Source organism: Vibrio sp. BS-M-Sm-2 (assembly GCF_041504345.1).
GTDB classification, from domain to species: domain Bacteria; phylum Pseudomonadota; class Gammaproteobacteria; order Enterobacterales; family Vibrionaceae; genus Vibrio; species Vibrio satsumensis.
In genome coordinates this window covers 965657-981625 of record NZ_CP167894.1, presented here as the reverse complement: position 1 = coordinate 981625, position 15969 = coordinate 965657, and the positions used below count along the sequence as shown (strand labels likewise).

Annotated in this window: 14 protein-coding genes; all 14 read left to right on the top strand. The window is 45.6% G+C overall.

All coding sequences use genetic code 11. The annotated features are described in order from the left end of the window. The first annotated feature begins 40 nt into the window (after positions 1 to 40). The 14 genes from flaG to AB8613_RS04290 all read left to right on the top strand — a co-directional run bounded on the left by flaG (position 41) and on the right by AB8613_RS04290 (position 15906). Positions 41 to 466, top strand: coding sequence for a flagellar protein FlaG (gene flaG, locus AB8613_RS04355; RefSeq protein ID WP_048661526.1), 426 nt, complete (start codon positions 41 to 43; stop codon positions 464 to 466). Positions 467 to 488: 22 nt separating this feature from the next. Then, complete coding sequence (gene fliD / locus AB8613_RS04350; protein WP_372384552.1) at positions 489 to 2516, top strand: flagellar filament capping protein FliD; 2028 nt, start codon at positions 489 to 491, stop codon at positions 2514 to 2516. Positions 2517 to 2519: 3 nt separating this feature from the next. Further along, on the top strand, positions 2520 to 2825 hold the full coding sequence (locus AB8613_RS04345; protein ID WP_146492308.1) for a flagellar protein FliT: 306 nt from the start codon (positions 2520 to 2522) through the stop codon (positions 2823 to 2825). Positions 2826 to 2837: 12 nt separating this feature from the next. Next, positions 2838 to 3248 (top strand): flagellar export chaperone FliS, encoded by a 411-nt coding sequence (gene fliS, locus AB8613_RS04340; protein ID WP_004736194.1) that lies wholly within the window; start codon positions 2838 to 2840, stop codon positions 3246 to 3248. A gap of 228 nt (positions 3249 to 3476) precedes the next feature. Then, a complete protein-coding gene (locus AB8613_RS04335; protein ID WP_285953370.1) occupies positions 3477 to 4943 on the top strand; it encodes a sigma-54 dependent transcriptional regulator in 1467 nt (488 codons plus the stop codon). A gap of 184 nt (positions 4944 to 5127) precedes the next feature. Beyond that, positions 5128 to 6168: a PAS domain-containing sensor histidine kinase gene (locus tag AB8613_RS04330; protein ID WP_146492309.1), complete on the top strand. Its 1041-nt coding sequence runs from the start codon at positions 5128 to 5130 to the stop codon at positions 6166 to 6168. A gap of 33 nt (positions 6169 to 6201) precedes the next feature. After that, a complete protein-coding gene (locus tag AB8613_RS04325) occupies positions 6202 to 7611 on the top strand; it encodes a sigma-54 dependent transcriptional regulator (RefSeq protein WP_285953368.1) in 1410 nt (469 codons plus the stop codon). A gap of 132 nt (positions 7612 to 7743) precedes the next feature. Next, on the top strand, positions 7744 to 8055 hold the full coding sequence (gene fliE / locus AB8613_RS04320) for a flagellar hook-basal body complex protein FliE (protein WP_017060684.1): 312 nt from the start codon (positions 7744 to 7746) through the stop codon (positions 8053 to 8055). A 16-nt stretch (positions 8056 to 8071) separates the two neighbouring features. Then, the gene (fliF, locus tag AB8613_RS04315) at positions 8072 to 9814 is read left to right on the top strand and encodes a flagellar basal-body MS-ring/collar protein FliF (RefSeq protein WP_060983694.1); all 1743 of its coding nucleotides are present in this window, start codon (positions 8072 to 8074) and stop codon (positions 9812 to 9814) included. After that, positions 9807 to 10868, top strand: coding sequence for a flagellar motor switch protein FliG (gene fliG / locus AB8613_RS04310; RefSeq protein WP_060983693.1), 1062 nt, complete (start codon positions 9807 to 9809; stop codon positions 10866 to 10868). Before fliF ends, fliG begins: the two co-directional genes overlap by 8 nt. A gap of 125 nt (positions 10869 to 10993) precedes the next feature. Further along, positions 10994 to 11794, top strand: coding sequence for a flagellar assembly protein FliH (gene fliH, locus AB8613_RS04305; protein ID WP_372384551.1), 801 nt, complete (start codon positions 10994 to 10996; stop codon positions 11792 to 11794). After that, positions 11794 to 13113 (top strand): flagellar protein export ATPase FliI, encoded by a 1320-nt coding sequence (fliI, locus tag AB8613_RS04300; protein WP_017060680.1) that lies wholly within the window; start codon positions 11794 to 11796, stop codon positions 13111 to 13113. Before fliH ends, fliI begins: the two co-directional genes overlap by 1 nt. A gap of 19 nt (positions 13114 to 13132) precedes the next feature. Further along, complete coding sequence (gene fliJ / locus AB8613_RS04295) at positions 13133 to 13570, top strand: flagellar export protein FliJ (protein WP_372384550.1); 438 nt, start codon at positions 13133 to 13135, stop codon at positions 13568 to 13570. 182 nt (positions 13571 to 13752) lie between these two features. Next, positions 13753 to 15906, top strand: a complete 2154-nt coding sequence (locus AB8613_RS04290) for a flagellar hook-length control protein FliK (RefSeq protein WP_372384549.1) — start codon at positions 13753 to 13755, stop codon at positions 15904 to 15906. Positions 15907 to 15969: the final 63 nt, after the last annotated feature.

Here is a 15969-nt window from a genome sequence, read left to right as displayed (position 1 = left end):
GTTTTACTGTTTGGCTCATAAAGGAGGGAGGGAGAGTGTTATGGAAATATCATCCAACGCATCGAACATCCAGCCTTATGGCTCACCTAATGGCATTAAAATTGCAAGCGATGAAGGTAGTAGTGCGTCGAGTATTTCGCGACTAAAAGAAGCAACATCTTATGGCAAGGTAGAGAAATCGAAAGAGGAAGCTACCGAAGCAGCGATTCAATTAGCTCAACATAGACAAGAGTTAAATGATGAAGAGCGAGTCAAAATGGTGGAGAAGGTAAATGAGTTTATCTCTTCTCTCAATAAAGGTGTGGCTTTTAAGGTCGATGAAGAATCGGGGAGGGATGTAGTGACCATCTATGAGACCACAACCGGTGATATTATTCGCCAGATCCCTGACGAAGAAATGCTTGAAATTCTAAGACGCCTAGCAGCCCAAAACTCGAATAGTCGAATATTTGAGGTGAAGGTTTAAGTCGTATTATTGAGGTGATTTAATGAGTTTTGGCCCAATGGGGATTTCGTCTGGCATGGATATTAATTCCATGGTCAGCAAAATTGTTGATTCGGAGCGTGTACCCAAACAGCAACGAATCGACAATGAACGAACGCGAATCGATACCAGCATTAGTGCCTATGGAAGACTCAGAGAATCCCTTGATTCGATGAAAAACCTGATGACAAACTTTCGTCAGGAAAAAGCTTTTGCTGTGCGAACAGTCGAAAGTACCGATGAAGGTCTTGTTTCTGCAACCGCGACTACCGAAGCGATCGCTGGCAAATATGCCATCGATGTGTTGCAGCTTGCCCAAAGCCATAAAGTGGCTTCTGATGTATTGTCAGAGGACATGAAATTTGGCCCAGGTAAGCTGCAGGTTTCGCTTGGTGATAACAGCTTTGATGTACAAGTTGGCGACAGATCGAAACTTATCGATGTTGTTCGCAGTATAAACGGTGCTGATAGCAACCCAGGCGTTCGTGCATCTATTATCAACGATGTCGAAGGTCCAAGACTTATTGTTGCTTCGAACCAGTCTGGTTTCGATCAGCAGATCAGCATCAACGTTGAGTCAGATGCTGCTAATCCCCTAAAAAAACTCGAATACAAAACTCTTGAAGAGCGTGTTAAAGCGTTAGAGAAAGCACGCGTTGCTGCTCAAGATATTTTAGCTCTAACCCCTGCTGGAAAAGCCGTCGAACTCATCGATGAAGCGATCGCTAACGATGACCCAAATGTGAGTGGAACACTCGACGAAGATGGCAATATCATTCCAGAAGCCCAAACCAATTCTATTTCAGATGTTGACGAAGACTCTCAAAGTCTTAGCTATGGTGAGCAAGCCGCAGCCGACGGCCAAGCTGCCCTAGACGCAGCTCAGGCGGCAAAGTCGGTGATGCCTGAAGACAATATCCCTGGTTGGACAGAAACAGCCTCAGGTACTCTTTTAGACTCTTACTACACACCCGAGCTTGAGCTTGATGAAAAAGCGATAGAGAAGGCACCCGATGTGCCAGGGTGGTCAAATTCTGCCTCAGGTACTCTGACTGATTCATACGTGACACCTAAAGAAGCCCAACAGAAGCTTGAGGCTGAGCAAGCGCGTATCGAAGAGAAAATCTCACAAGAAAAAGCCGATCTGGCTGAGAAAGTTCAAAAAGGCGAATTGACCGCTGAACAAGCCAAAAAGATTGAGCGTGCGAAATTAGAACCTGAAGAGCGAGAGCTTTTAGAAAAGGTCGATAAAGCGCAAGCTGACCTCGCGCAGGCACAACAATCTTTTGATACCTATAGCGGTATGACTGAAGTTCAGGCTGGCCAAGATTCTATGGTCGTCCTAGATGGTGTTGCTCAACTCTCTAGTAATAACAATGTGATTGAAGATGCCGTTGAAGGTATTGATATTACGGTGAAGGGAAAAACGCCAAAAGATAAGCCACCGGCAGAAATTGGTGTAGAGTACGACCGCAATAGTGTGCGTCAAGACATTGAAGCCTTCGTTAACTCTTACAATCAGTTTTACCAGGTGTCTAAGAGCTTGGCCGGTGTTGATCCAACGACCGGTCAAAAAGGGCCGCTTTCTGGAGACAGTACGGTTCGTAACGCCGATTCTCGATTGAAAGGGGTATTTTCATCAAGTATCGAAGGTGCGCCAGACAACCTCAAGTCCTTGACTGAATTTGGTATCACGACCACAAGGCAAGGCTCGCTAGAAATCAACTACGACATGCTTGACCGTCAACTCAACAATAACTTTGATAAGTTAGGTGAGTTCTTTGGCGGTAACAACGGCTTCGCCAAAAAAGTGGAAGATGCGATTCAAGGTATCACAGGTATCACGGGCTCAATTCGTACTCGAGAAAAGAGCTTAGTCGAGCAAAACTACCGTTTGGTTGATGACCAGAGCGCCCTTGATCGCCGTATGGATAGCCTTGAGAACCGTACACACTCTAAGTTCACGGCCATGCAAGATGCAACCAGTAAGATGCAATCTCAACTGGGCAGTATGATGAATGCGTTGGGCTAATAGATGAATAGTCAGCTACAAGAGCTTTGTGAACTCGATCAATTAATTATCTCTAAACTTGAATTTAGTGAAATTAATGCTGAAGAAATAACGCAGCTTGTCGATAACAGAGAACAGTTATTGCAAAACGTGCTTCAAATAATCGACTCACATCCCGACGTTAAGCAAAGTTCTGAATGGTTAGAAGCCATTACCAGAACCAGAAAATTAGTCGAATTGATGCAGTCTGAGACGAGTCGAGTAGGTAAGACCTTACACAAATACCGTCACGGCGCTAAATCAGTTCAACAATACAAAAAGTTTTTATAGAAGAGGTTTACTATGCGCGGTTCTTTACAGGCATATAAAAAGGTATCAGTGGATAGTCAGCTAACGGCTGCCTCACCGCATAAGATTGTACAAATGCTAATGGCTGGTGCTATCGAGCGTTTGATTCAAGGCAAAGCGGCAATGCAAGCAGGCAACATCCCAGTGAAAGGTGAGCGACTTGGTAAGGCTCTAGATATCATTATTAGCCTACGTAGTTGCCTATCTATGGACGATGGTGGCGATATTGCGAAAAACCTAGATCAACTTTATGAGTTCATGATCACGCAAATTTCTGCGGCAAATCACAAAAATGACCCACAGCCTATTGATGATGTTATCGATATTATCCGTGAAATTAAGAGCGCTTGGGACCAAATTCCGAACGAATATCACAACTTGACGTCCGCTGACGTAGGTATTTAAAGAAAAATTGCAGTTTTAACCAATCTCATATCCCTTAATTGGTTGGTTGCCTTATTTTTTTAATCAAATAAAATAGAAGCCATTAGATAGCCTAATGGCTTTTTTCGTTGCTGATTTCCTAAATTTGTCCACGTAGACCATAATCATTGATACTTTTCACTGTTTTATAGACTACGTCGCTCACTGTTTTTCCGCATCGCACCAAAATAAAGGCAATAATTCCTACTTATGCAAGGTTTGGCAAAACTGCTTGTCGTCGACGATAACGCTCAAGATCGTCACAATTTAAGCACAATATTAGAGTTTGTAGGAGAGAGCTGCGAAGTAATCAGCTCTGAACAAGCACGTAAAGTTGACTGGTCACTACAGTGGGCCGGCTGCATTATTGGTACCATTAAAGGTAAAGGCTTCAACGCATTACTGAGTGAGAAGCTTGTTCACGCCAATCACATCCCTTTACTGGTGATTGGCAAAAACAATCACCCGGTTGACGAGTTGACTAACTATGTTGGTGAGCTTGAACTTCCTCTTAACTACCCGCAATTAAGTGATGCATTAAGACACTGTAAAGACTTCTTAGGCCGTAAAGGTGTTCAAGTTGTGTCTTCTGCACGTAAGAACACACTGTTTCGCAGCCTAGTAGGCCAAAGTGCTGGCATTCAAGAAGTACGTCATTTAATTGAACAAGTCTCTTCTACGGAAGCAAACGTGCTGATTCTTGGTGAGTCAGGCACAGGCAAAGAAGTCGTCGCGCGTAACATTCATTACCACTCTAAACGTCGTTCAGGGCCTTTCGTACCAGTGAACTGTGGCGCGATTCCACCTGATTTGCTCGAAAGTGAATTATTTGGTCATGAGAAGGGCGCGTTTACTGGTGCAATTACCGCTCGTAAAGGCCGTTTTGAATTGGCTGAAGGTGGCACACTGTTTCTCGATGAAATTGGCGATATGCCAATGGCGATGCAAGTTAAGCTGCTACGAGTGCTTCAAGAGCGATGTTTTGAGCGCGTAGGTGGTAACAGCACCATACAAGCTGATGTTCGTGTGATTGCGGCAACCCACCGTAACCTTGAAGATATGATCGATGATGATTCGTTCCGTGAAGACCTTTATTATCGCTTGAATGTATTCCCGATTGAAATGCCGGCGCTTCAAGATCGTAAAGAAGATATTCCACTGTTGCTTCAAGAACTAATGACTCGAATGGAAGCGGAAGGCAGTATGCCTATCTGCTTCACGGCTCGTGCTATCAATTCTTTGATGGAGCACTACTGGCCAGGTAACGTTCGTGAGCTAGCGAACCTCGTTGAGCGAATGGTTATCCTGTATCCGAATAGCTTGGTTGATGTGAATCATCTACCCACTAAATATCGATACAGTGATATTCCTGAATTCCAGCCTGAGTTTAATAGCTTTGTCTCTGAAGAAGAGCAAGAGCGTGATGCACTTTCCGACTTGTTCGCAGAAGATTTTAGCTTTGATCAGCAAGATGAACTTGCCGACAACGCTAATGCGCCTCAAGAGTTACCGCCAGAAGGGGTTAACCTGAAAGAGCTACTCGCAGATATGGAAGTGAATATGATCAATCAAGCCTTGGAAGCACAGGGCGGTATTGTTGCTCGTGCTGCTGATATGCTTGGAATGCGCAGGACCACTCTGGTTGAAAAAATGCGTAAATATAACTTGCAGCGATAGTGTCCAGTTTTCGATGAAAACGAAAAACTAACACACACTTCTTAGCTATTTGGTAACTCTAGCTGACTGAATAGATAGACCATAGTCGAGTTGTTGCTTGCTTAACTATGTGATAAATATAGCAAATGGCCTGACTCGTGTTGTACGTCTCAGGCTGTTTTAGTATCTGAGGCAAATTTTTGACATGCATGTAGCTAACGAACCAGAAAATCAATCACACCTAGATTCTGTTGAGCAGCAGGTTGAACGCTATAAGCAAGTACTCGATGTAATGCCTGCAGGGGTAATCTTGTTAGATACTCATGGCGAAGTGAGAGAAGCGAACCCAGAAGCGCATCGTATCCTTGGGGTTGAGCTCGTAGGCGAGAAGTGGTTTTCAGTAATTCAAAGTGCCTTTGACCCAAAAGATGACGATGGCCATGAGATTTCATTGAAGAACGGGCGAAAAGTGCGTTTGGCGATTTCAGCTTCTACTACGGGTCAACTTATCTTGATTACCGATCTGACAGAAACTCGTCTTCTGCAGTCTCGCGTGAGTGATCTTCAACGTTTGTCGTCATTAGGCAGAATGGTAGCTTCGCTTGCCCATCAGGTTCGTACACCGCTTTCTAGTGCAATGTTGTATGCATCCAACCTTGCCGCGCCAAACCTGCCACCGGCAACAAAGACACGTTTTCAATCTAAGCTTATGGATAGATTGCATGACTTAGAGAAACAAGTGAACGACATGCTGTTGTTTGCCAAAGGTGGCGACAACAAGGTGGTTAAGCCATTTACTGTCGCTGAATTGATAACAGAATTTCACCCGATGGTGGAAGCGGCACTGAAATCCAACCAGATTGATTATTGTCAGGAAGTTGAAGGCGAACAGACTCAAATGTTTGGCAACGCCAACGCCATCGCATCAGCGTTAAGTAATCTGGTTTTGAACGCGGTTCAAATTGCTGGCAAGGAATCGCAGATTGATGTGTTCTTTAGGCCTGTAAACGGCGAGCTTAAAATATCAGTGCAAGACAGTGGCCCCGGCGTACCGAAAGAGCTTCAAGGTAAAATTATGGAACCCTTCTTTACCACTCGTTCGCAAGGTACAGGTCTAGGTTTAGCCGTTGTACAAATGGTCTGTCGAGCACATGAAGGCCGACTGGAATTGATATCAGAAGAGGGTGACGGCGCATGCTTTACTATGTGCCTACCGCTGGAAAGAAGCGCTTCTTCTGAAGACTAATAAGTTTTAACTGAATTTACACTGGAGAATCCTATGGCTCAAAGCAAAGTGTTAATCGTCGAAGATGATGAAGGTCTACGCGAAGCCCTTGTCGACACTCTCGCGCTTGCTGGCTATGAATGGCTGGAAGCGGATTGTGCGGAAGATGCTCTGGTAAAATTGAAATCTAACTCCGTTGATATTGTTGTCTCTGATGTGCAGATGGCAGGTATGGGCGGCTTAGCTCTGCTAAGAAATATCAAGCAGCATTGGCCAAATCTACCAGTATTGTTGATGACAGCGTATGCCAACATTGAAGACGCCGTTGCCGCAATGAAAGAGGGCGCTATAGACTATATGGCAAAGCCATTTGCGCCTGAAGTACTGCTCAATATGGTGAGCCGTTATGCTCCGGTAAAATCGGAAGATAATGGCGATGCCATCGTTGCCGATGAGAAAAGCATCAAGCTAATGATGTTGGCTGATAAGGTGGCTAAAACCGATGCTAACGTCATGGTGTTGGGGCCAAGTGGTTCTGGTAAAGAGGTCATGTCTCGCTATATTCACAATGCTTCGAGCCGTAAAGACGGTCCATTTGTTGCGATTAACTGTGCCGCGATTCCAGATAACATGTTGGAAGCAACCCTGTTTGGCTACGATAAAGGCGCATTTACTGGTGCTATTCAAGCTTGTCCAGGTAAATTTGAGCAAGCTCAAGGCGGTACCATTTTGTTGGATGAGATCAGTGAAATGGATCTTAGCCTACAAGCGAAACTATTGCGCGTCTTGCAAGAGCGTGAAGTTGAACGCTTGGGTAGTCGCAAGAGCATCAAATTAGACGTCCGTGTATTAGCGACCAGTAACCGAGATCTAAAACAGTATGTGTCAGAAGGTAATTTCCGTGAAGATTTGTACTATCGCCTGAATGTATTCCCAATTTCTTGGCCTCCTCTTTGCGAGCGTAAAGGTGATATTGAGCCTTTAGCCAAGCACTTAGTTGAGCGCCATTGCACCAAACTTGGTATGCCAGTGCCAGTGATGTCAGCACAAGCAATCAGCAAACTCGTCAACTATCCGTGGCCTGGCAATGTTCGCGAATTAGACAATGTGGTACAGCGTGCGTTAATATTGAGCGAGCAAGAGAACATCTCTGGTGAGCACATTCTTCTTGAAGGTGTTGACTGGCAAGACGCAAGCAGCCTACAACAAATCGTTGAAGGCAGTGATGTTGCGGCACCAGAAATTAAGCCAGTTGCAGAAGCAAACCCAATTAATAAAATAGTTGCTAGCAGTGAAGGGCTTGGTAATGAGCTTAGAGATCAAGAGTATGCGATCATTCTTGAAACCCTGATCGCATGTAATGGCCGACGTAAAGATATGGCGGAAAAACTGGGTATTAGCCCACGCACATTACGTTACAAGTTGGCGAAAATGCGTGATGCTGGAATAGATATCCCAAACTAAGGATAGATTAGTAGTGTCAGCTTTCTGACTAGTGTATTACGATATCTAGTCAATTTAATGTGTGGCACGCTAATTGCTCTGTCAATAATATAGCTAAATAGATGGTCATAATTTTGACTCCTGAGGTAGTAGATGAGAATAGATGGTTTACAAGGCGAAATGCAGGCAATGATGGTTGAAGCTGCCAGCGCGCGTCCCGCAGCAACGGGGCAAGCGGTCGGTGCAGATTTTGGCAACATGCTGACTAATGCCATCAATAATGTGAACTCATTACAAAAGACCTCAGGTGATCTTCAAGCTCGTTTTGATAGCGGCGACCAAAGCGTATCCCTTTCGGACGTGATGATTGCTCGTAATAAATCTAGTGTGGCTTTTGAGGCGACGATCCAAATTAGAAATAAATTGGTCGAATCGTACAAAGAGCTGATGAATATGCCGGTATAAGTTGGGTAGTTAAATAGTGGCAGATAATAGTCAAACAACAGATTTAACCGTAAGCGATAGCAATGACCACGCACTTATTGCAGGCTCTGAGCTAGACGGAGAAGGGCAAAATCCCGATCTAGGTGAACGCAGTTCATCGAAGTTCGATATGGCTGTCGGTGATCTCGATTTACTTCGTCAGGTCGTCTTAGTTCTTTCTATCTCTATCTGTGTAGCGCTGATCGTGATGCTGTTTTTCTGGGTGAAAGAGCCAGAAATGCGTCCACTAGGAGCTTACGAAACAGAAGAGTTGATTCCCGTTCTTGACTACTTGGATCTGCAAAAGATCGAGTACACGCTTGAAGGCAACACCATCTCAGTACCGGCTAGTGAGTACAATTCTCTGAAGCTCAATATGGTTCGAGCTGGTTTGAACCAAGAGCGAAACGCGGGTGATGACATCCTCATGCAAGACATGGGCTTTGGTGTATCACAACGTTTAGAACAAGAACGCCTTAAATTAAGCCGCGAAAGACAACTTGCCAAAGCCATTGAACAGATGAAACAGGTGCGTAAAGCTCAGGTTTTACTGGCGTTGCCAAAGCAGAGCGTGTTTGTGCGTCACAATCAAGAAGCTTCAGCTTCCGTATTCCTAACCCTTAAAACAGGTAACAATCTTAAGCAACAAGAAGTCGATTCTGTTGTGGATATGGTCGCTAGTGCGGTTCCGGGAATGAAAACCTCACGTATTACGGTGACTGATCAGCATGGTCGACTGTTGAGCTCAGGCTCTCAAGACCCTATGTCTGCAGCGCGTCGTAAAGAACACGAGTTAGAGCGCAACCAAGAACAAGCATTGCGTGAAAAAATTGACTCTATTCTGATTCCTATTCTTGGGTTTGGTAACTATACCGCTCAGGTTGATATTCAGCTCGACTTTAGTGCAGTGGAACAAACCAGAAAACGTTTTGATCCGAATACACCTGCGACTCGAAGTGAATACACCTTAGAAGATTACAACAACGGAAATACTGTTGCGGGCATTCCAGGTGCTTTGAGTAATCAGCCACCTGCTGATGCCTCAATCCCACAAGATGTTGCTCAGATGAAAGACGGCTCGATGACGGGGCAAGGCTCGGTTCATAAAGAAGCAACTCGAAACTTTGAGTTAGATACAACCATCAGCCATGAACGTAAACAGAGTGGCACGGTTAACCGCCAGACGGTATCGGTAGCGATCAAAGACCGTCAATCATTGAACCCAGATACGGGCGAAGTAGTTCATACTCCAATCCCTGCGAGCGAAATCAATGCGATTCGTCAGGTATTGATTGGTACTGTCGGTTTTGATGAAAGCCGTGGTGATTTACTCAACGTGTTAAGTATGCAGTTCGCACCACAAGTGACAGATGTTGTGGCAGATGTGCCTATCTGGGAGCATCCAAACTTTAATGATTGGGTGCGTTGGTTCGCGAGTGCCTTAGTTATTATTGTGGTGGTATTGGTACTTGTTCGCCCTGCAATGAAGAAACTGCTTAACCCAGCAGCTGATAATGATGATCAAATGTACGGCCCTGATGGCATGCCAATTGGTGTCGACGGCGAAACCAGCTTAATTGGTGGTGATATTGAAGGTGGTGAGCTGTTTGAATTTGGTTCAAGCATTGACTTGCCAAACCTTCATAAAGACGAGGATGTGCTGAAAGCAGTACGTGCACTTGTAGCGAATGAACCGGAGCTAGCAGCTCAAGTAGTTAAGAATTGGATGGTAGATGGCTAACGAAATAGTTCCACAACAAACTGAAGGCGGTGAAGTGCTTGATGTCTCTAGCGTGGATATCGACTCTATCTCAGGCGATGAGCGCGCTGCGATCTTGTTACTCAGTTTAAATGAAGAAGACGCTGCTGGTATTATTCGTCACCTAGAACCAAAGCAGGTTCAGCGTGTGGGTAGTGCGATGGCACGAGCTACGGATCTATCTCAAGAGAAAGTAGGCGCAGTGCACCGTGCTTTTTTAGATGATATTCAGAAGTACACCAACATTGGTATGGGTAGTGAAGACTTCATGCGTAACGCGTTGGTGGCTGCTCTGGGTGAAGACAAGGCGAATAACCTTGTTGACCAAATCCTTCTCGGTACAGGCTCGAAAGGTTTGGATTCGCTTAAGTGGATGGATCCTCGTCAAGTGGCGAGCATCATCATCAATGAGCACCCTCAAATTCAAACTATTGTTTTGTCGTACCTCGATGCTGATCAATCGGCTGAGATTCTGTCTCAATTCCCAGAGCGTGTTCGTCTGGATCTAATGATGCGTATTGCCAACCTTGAAGAAGTTCAACCTTCGGCGCTTGCTGAGTTGAACGAGATCATGGAGAAACAGTTTGCGGGTCAAGCTGGTGCTCAAGCTGCCAAAATTGGTGGCCTGAAAGCCGCGGCTGAGATCATGAACTACATGGACAACAACGTAGAAGGTGTCTTGATGGATCAAATTCGAGATCAAGACGAAGACATGGCAACTCAGATTCAAGATCTTATGTTTGTCTTTGAAAACCTTATTGAAGTGGATGACCAAGGTGTTCAGCGACTGCTACGTGATGTTCCACAAGACATTCTACAGAAAGCACTTAAAGGTGCTGATGATGGTCTACGTGAGAAGATCTTCAAGAACATGTCTAAACGTGCTTCCGATATGATGAGAGACGATATTGAGGCGATGCCGCCAGTGAAAGTCTCTGACGTGGAAGCGGCTCAGAAAGAGATATTGGGTATTGCGAGGAAGATGGCAGACAGTGGTGAGATTATGCTGTCTGGTGGCGCCGACGAGTTCCTTTAATACAGAAACCTCAAAAGCCCCACACTGTTGGGGCTTTTCTTTATCCAATTTCGAACCACAGATTAACTCTGTTTAACTGCTTGAATTGACAATGCAGTTGGACGTACTCATAGATAGGTACTGATATGTCAGGTGATAGAAAACGCGGCTTCCTTCGCCCTGAAGAAGATAATACGGTTGCCCAACCTCAGAAATGGGGGCTACCTGACTATACCTCTGATGTGAATAAACAAGCCAAAGAAACGGCGTTTAACTACGACCCTGGTTGGATGCCGACAGTTGAAGAGGCCATTGAAGATGAAGAGTTGGTTCTAACTGAAGAGCAGATCGAACTGATCAAACAAGGTGCTTATCAGGAAGGCCTTCATCAAGGGCAAGAGGCTGGTTTTAAACAAGGTTACGAAAAAGGCAAAGAAGAAGGGTTTGCCGCTGGCCACGAAGAAGGTAATCAAGCCGGTAAGCTTGAAGGCGTGGCTGCTGGCCAAGAGTACATTCAGCAACAAGTTGCCATCTTTATGGGGCTTGCCAACCAGTTTGCTCAGCCATTAGAGCTGATGAATGCTCAGGTTGAGAAGCAGCTGGTAGACATGGTACTGACCATGGTCAAAGAAGTGGTTCATGTTGAAGTACAAACCAATCCACAAATCATATTAGATACCGTGAAAGAGTCGGTAGAGTCCCTGCCAATTTCTGGTCATGCGATTACCTTGAAGCTTAACCCGGAAGATGTGGCGATCATTCGCTCTGCGTATGGCGAAACAGAATTGGATTGCCGTAATTGGACGCTAGTTGCGGAGCCTGCACTTAATCGTGGTGATGTACAAATCGAAGCGGGTGAATCAAGCGTTAACTACCGCATGGAAGATCGCGTGAAAAACGTCATTCAGAACTTCTGTGGTGCAAACCGTCACCAGGGTCATGAGTAATGCTTGAGTTAGCGAATCGTCTTAGCCAATACAAAGTCGAAGGGCTAAAATCGCGACCAATTGCATCAGGTAAGTTAGTCCGCGTTGTTGGCTTAACGCTTGAAGCTACTGGCTGTAAAGCTCCGATCGGCAGCCTGTGTCTAGTTGAAACTATGTCTGGTCAGATGGAAGCCGAAGTCGTCGGCTTTTCAGGCGATAACCTATTTTTGATGCCGAGTGAGCAAATCACTGGGATCTTACCTGGCGCTCGTGTGACACCGATGACCACTGAAAGTGGCATCCCTGTAGGTATGGAGCTGCTTGGTCGAGTGATCGACGGCGTAGGCAATCCACTCGACGGGCTAGGTCCAATCTATACTGAGCAACGCGCTTCATTTAATGCTGAGCCAATCAACCCTTTAGCTCGTAAACCGATTTCTGAACCACTCGATGTGGGTTTAAAGGCGATTAATGGCCTACTTACCGTAGGTAAAGGACAGCGTATCGGTCTGTTCGCTGGTTCTGGTGTCGGTAAGTCGGTTACGCTTGGTATGATGACTCGAGGCACAACCGCGCAGGTAGTGGTTGTAGGTCTAATTGGTGAGCGTGGACGAGAAGTTAAAGAATTTATTGAAGAGATTCTTGGTGAAGATGGTCGTAAGCGGTCGGTGGTGGTCGCGGCTCCTGCTGACTCATCGCCACTGATGCGATTAAAAGGTTGTCAAACTGCGTTGGCTGTAGCCGAGTATTTCCGCGACCAAGGTTTAGATGTTTTGTTGTTGATGGACTCATTGACCCGTTTTGCTCAGGCTCAGCGTGAAATTGCTCTGTCTGTTGGTGAGCCGCCAGCAACTAAAGGTTATCCGCCATCAGTATTCGCCAAGCTTCCAGCGCTGGTGGAACGTGCGGGTAACGGCAATGATGAACAAGGTTCGATTACGGCTTTCTTTACCGTGTTAACCGAAGGCGATGACTTACAAGACCCCATTGCTGATGCGTCGCGAGCGATCCTTGATGGACACGTTGTGTTGTCGCGTGAGATGGCGGATGCGGGTCATTACCCTGCGATCGATGTCGAGAAATCTGTCAGTCGTGTTATGCCGCAAATTACCACTGAAGAACATGTTTTGATGTCGAAAGCGGTAAGGCAAGTGCTGTCTATTTGTCGCAAAAACCAAGATTTGGTTTCGATTGGTGCTTACAAGCCAGGAACTGATCCTGCAATTGATAGTGCCTTCACTTTGAAGCCAAAACTGGATGAATACTTGCAGCAGAAGATGAAAGAAACTGTCCCATACGACATGTGTGTCAACATGTTAAAGCATGTATTGGGTGGCTAACGAGTGAATAAGGTTAGTCATGGATAACGCATTAGAATTTTTGCTCGATCAAGCCAAAGATCAAGAGAACCAAGCTGTACTCGCGCTCAACAAAGCGAACTCGGAGCTGCAAGGTTACTATGAGCAGGTTGCGCAGATTGAAAAGTACCGACTTGATTACTGCCAGCAGCTTGTCGACCGTGGCAAGGCTGGGTTAACGGCGAGTCAATATGGTCACTTAAACCGCTTCTTAACTCAATTAGATGAAACACTTTCTAAACAGAGAGAAGCGGAGCACCACTTTAAAAATCAAGTCGACAACTGTCAAAACTACTGGGTGGAGTTACGCAAAAAACGTAAATCCTATGAGTGGTTGATGGAAAAAAAGCAGAAAGAGAAAGCAAAACTGCAAGATCAAAGAGAACAAAAGCAAATGGATGAGTTCTCGACTTTGTTATACAGCCGAAAGAAGATGTGATCCTAAGCCATGAATAAGGTAGCCACTGCTCTTTAGGTTGAGAGAACAGAACTTATAGGCATGTTTCTTGCTCCGTTTTATATAAAATTGCGCGTCGTGTCCACCAAAGGCATGAAAAGCACCCGACTTTCTTTTTGTTGCATGATTCATCGCAGCAAAGCTAGTAGATAGAGCTTGTATATATGAATGTTAGTCTTTCCTCAAATTCAGCGACCAACAAAACGTCATCGTTGTTGGACACCGGTTCTACCTCTTCAAAGGTAGAAGAGACCGGCGACGCTAAAGGTTTCTTTGAGTCTTTTAAAGAAGCGCTCGGCTTTGAAGAAAGTGCCAGTAAAGCCGCAGTAAAAGACACTGAAAACGCGTCGAAATCTGACGAAAAGCACGCCGCTACTGAAGGTGAAGCGTCAGCTGAAGCGAAGAAAAGTGATTCAGCGAAATCAAAGGCGACTGACGAAGTGAGCGAAGCACAAAGTAAACAAGTGGCTTCAGAAGTAGAGGGCGACAAAGCCACAGATATAACATATGCAGAGGCTGTGTCTGGAACGGAGGCTCAGCTCAAAGCTAATACAAGCACTGATAGCACCATCGCTGATAACACTGTCTCTGATAACAATGTCGCAGATAAGGCGGCTGGTAAAGACGCGCAGGCTACGACTAACGATTCTAAAGAACAGGCTTCTCAAGCTCAGGATTTATCAGCTGTAGATGGTTCTACGCAGGCGTCGCAAGCCAGCGTAGCGATGAGTGAAGGCAATAAATTGCTTGGTCAGTTGGATGAGGCAAACAAAGCTCTAAATCAAGCGCCAAACGGCAAAGGCTTGCCTCAGCAAGGTCAGATAGATCAAGTCCAAGGTAATGTCGCGGGTGCTTCTGTTGCAGGAATTTCAATTGCGGGTAATGCGACACAACAAGCTAGTGCAGCAAATCAAGAGAAGAGCCTTGAGGTCGATTCTGAAATCGCTGTGCTTACCGGAGGTAAGGGAGTGTCTCAGTTATCAGATGATGAAATTCGACAGCTGATGGATAAAGGCGTTACCCCAGAACAAATTGAAGCAAGTATGAGTCGAGAGCTGAACCAAAAAAATGCGGCTAGCGCGGTTACTACCGATCAAAGCCAAGCACTCTCACCAGCTGAACTTGAGCTAGCGAAACAGGTTGATGCTCATACCAAAGCGTTGAACCAATTGAACGCTCAGATTGAATCAGAGCAGTCTGTAGTGGATGGTTTGCTTCAAAAACAACAAAGTGGTGCTAAGTTGACGGTCGATGAGCAAGCTGCACTGGCTCGAGCAACCTCGAACTTAGATGTATTGAATCAACAGCTAACCAATGTTCAGCAGCAAGCAACGGCTTTACTAAGCCAAGCTCCAGGCGTGAACAGTACGCCTGATGAACCCACCGCAATTGATTGGGATAATAGTGATTCAAATGAAGCCAAAGCCTTAGCTACGGTGGCATCAACAGCGGCGGTTACGGCTGCTGCTCAGCAAGCGACAGCACAAGCTTCGGTACAATCGGTAAGTAACGCTGCTGCCACTCATGCTGCAAATGATAAAGCGGCAATGCTACACGCTAATAATGTGCATGCAGCCCAACAGGCAGCGGCTCAACAAGCTAACCTTGCTTCACCTCAACAACAAGCTGCGTTAGACCCTGCTTTAACTGCGCAAGGGGTGGCGATGAATGCAGTACCTGCAGCGACCAAAGCCGGCTCAACGGACATGTTACTTAAAACTGGAGCCGGTGCAGCTGCACTGTCTGGTCTTGGAAAAGCGGGTGCTAAAGAAGATTCTAAAGATTCGGCCTTTGCTCAGCAGATCGCTGCTGCGGCCGGCGCACAAGGTACAGCAACGGTTGGTTCGGCACCTACGCGAGCTGAAATTCAAGCTGCTCAACAGGCTCCTTTACAGCTCACCAAAGAACTAGCCAATGAGCAGGTAGCTGAAAAAGTCCAAATGATGATGTCTAAAAACCTTAAGAACTTGGACATCCGACTCGACCCACCTGAATTGGGGCAGATGAAAATTCGAATGACCATGAATAATGACGTCGCGAATGTGCACTTTACTGTGAGCAATCAGCAGGCGAGAGATGTGATTGAGCAAACCTTACCTCGTCTGAGAGAGATGCTCGCTCAACAAGGGATGCAGCTTGCCGATTCGTCAGTTCAACAACAGAACTCTGGCCAGGGGCAAGATAGATACAACAATGGTGAACAACAATCCGGCGCTAACCGCACAAATGATGGTCAAGGTGATGAAAACCTTGATAGTGGCAGCAATCTTGAATTGAATGTCGCATCAAAGCGTGATGGAATTAGTTATTATGCCTAATATCAGGCTAAGTACACTTAGTTAATAGACAGAACCAGTTAATAGAAAGTACCGTCAGTTAAT

Bases quoted from the DNA above. Each gene is read 5' to 3' on its own strand.
- flaG (WP_048661526.1), top strand. From the start codon at position 41: ATGGAAATATCATCCAACGCATCGAACATCCAGCCTTATGGCTCACCT.
- fliD (WP_372384552.1), top strand. From the start codon at position 489: ATGAGTTTTGGCCCAATGGGGATTTCGTCTGGCATGGATATTAATTCC.
- AB8613_RS04345 (WP_146492308.1), top strand. From the start codon at position 2,520: ATGAATAGTCAGCTACAAGAGCTTTGTGAACTCGATCAATTAATTATC.
- fliS (WP_004736194.1), top strand. From the start codon at position 2,838: ATGCGCGGTTCTTTACAGGCATATAAAAAGGTATCAGTGGATAGTCAG.
- AB8613_RS04335 (WP_285953370.1), top strand. From the start codon at position 3,477: ATGCAAGGTTTGGCAAAACTGCTTGTCGTCGACGATAACGCTCAAGAT.
- AB8613_RS04330 (WP_146492309.1), top strand. From the start codon at position 5,128: ATGCATGTAGCTAACGAACCAGAAAATCAATCACACCTAGATTCTGTT.
- AB8613_RS04325 (WP_285953368.1), top strand. From the start codon at position 6,202: ATGGCTCAAAGCAAAGTGTTAATCGTCGAAGATGATGAAGGTCTACGC.
- fliE (WP_017060684.1), top strand. From the start codon at position 7,744: ATGAGAATAGATGGTTTACAAGGCGAAATGCAGGCAATGATGGTTGAA.
- fliG (WP_060983693.1), top strand. From the start codon at position 9,807: ATGGCTAACGAAATAGTTCCACAACAAACTGAAGGCGGTGAAGTGCTT.
- fliH (WP_372384551.1), top strand. From the start codon at position 10,994: ATGTCAGGTGATAGAAAACGCGGCTTCCTTCGCCCTGAAGAAGATAAT.
- fliI (WP_017060680.1), top strand. From the start codon at position 11,794: ATGCTTGAGTTAGCGAATCGTCTTAGCCAATACAAAGTCGAAGGGCTA.
- fliJ (WP_372384550.1), top strand. From the start codon at position 13,133: ATGGATAACGCATTAGAATTTTTGCTCGATCAAGCCAAAGATCAAGAG.
- AB8613_RS04290 (WP_372384549.1), top strand. From the start codon at position 13,753: ATGAATGTTAGTCTTTCCTCAAATTCAGCGACCAACAAAACGTCATCG.